The sequence below is a fragment of the Skermanella aerolata KACC 11604 genome, from assembly GCF_000936425.1.
Classification (GTDB): Bacteria; Pseudomonadota; Alphaproteobacteria; order Azospirillales; family Azospirillaceae; genus Skermanella; species Skermanella aerolata.
The window spans coordinates 1-957 of the sequence record NZ_AVFK01000178.1; the positions used below are offsets into that span (position 1 = coordinate 1).

The following is a 957-nucleotide window of genomic DNA, read 5'->3' on the forward strand; positions in this document are numbered from 1 at the left end:
TTGCGGGCCAGGATCTGCGCCTGCCGGTAGAACGGCAGATGATCGCAGTAGCGGCTGGTGACGATGTGCGCCAGCATCGCCGGCGTCGCCAGTCCCTTGGCGATCGGCTTGTCCAGAGCCGGGGCCTGATGGAGTGTGCCGCAGCCGCGGCAGCCGTACTTGGGCCGGCGGATGCGCAGGACCCGCACCTGGGCCGGAACGTAGTCGATCATCCGGGCAACCGTTTCGCCCGCGGCATGCAGAACCCCGCCGCAGCAGGGGCAGACGCCGGTGCCGGGCTCCAGCTCCGGCGGCTCCAGCGTGATGTCGTGGTGCGGCAGGTGATCGGGCAAGTCGCGACCGCGGCCGGTCGGTTCCGGAGGGGCTGGGGGTTCCGGTTCAGCGGCGGCGAGCTTGGCCTCGACCCGGGCAATGTCCGCCTCCAGCTCCTCCAGCCCCAGGTCGAGCTGATCGGGATCGAGCCGCTCGGAGCGCCGGCCGAAGACGGTGCGTTGCATCTGCCGGAGTTGCTGGCGCAGGGCTTCCAGTTCCGCGAGATCTGCTTTCTGGCGCTCCACGACCTCGGCCAGATCGCGCACCAGCTGCTGGAGCAGGGCGGCATCGGTGGGCAGATTGTCGAGGTCGAAGCGCATGGCAGAGTCTAACCCGGATCACTGCCAGGGACCAGCCAAACCCGCGGATTACCTGGATTTTCTTCCCCGCTATCCTGCCGCCGTCGGCCTCCAGGTCGGCTCGGTGTGGCGCCATTCCAAGCCTTCCAGCAGCAACGACAGCTCGGCCGGCTTGAGCACCACGGCACCGCCCGGCGTGCGGGTCGAAGGCCAGACGAAGCGGCCCTTCTCCAGTCGCTTGGAGAACAGCGCCATGCCATTGGCATCGGCGTAGAGGATTTTCAACCTGTCGGATCTCTTGCCGCGGAACAGGAACAGGTGGCCCGAGAACGGGTCCTTGCCCAGG

2 protein-coding genes are annotated in these 957 nt (G+C 68.0%); both read right to left on the reverse strand.

All coding sequences use genetic code 11. The features are described 5' to 3' along the window. A partial coding sequence (locus tag N826_RS39070) for an IS66 family transposase (RefSeq protein WP_044438035.1) occupies positions 1-632 on the reverse strand: 632 nt, incomplete at its 3' end. 69 nt (positions 633-701) lie between these two features. After that, positions 702-957: IS66 family insertion sequence element accessory protein TnpB (gene tnpB, locus N826_RS39075; protein ID WP_044438036.1), on the reverse strand; the 256-nt coding region annotated here is incomplete at its 5' end.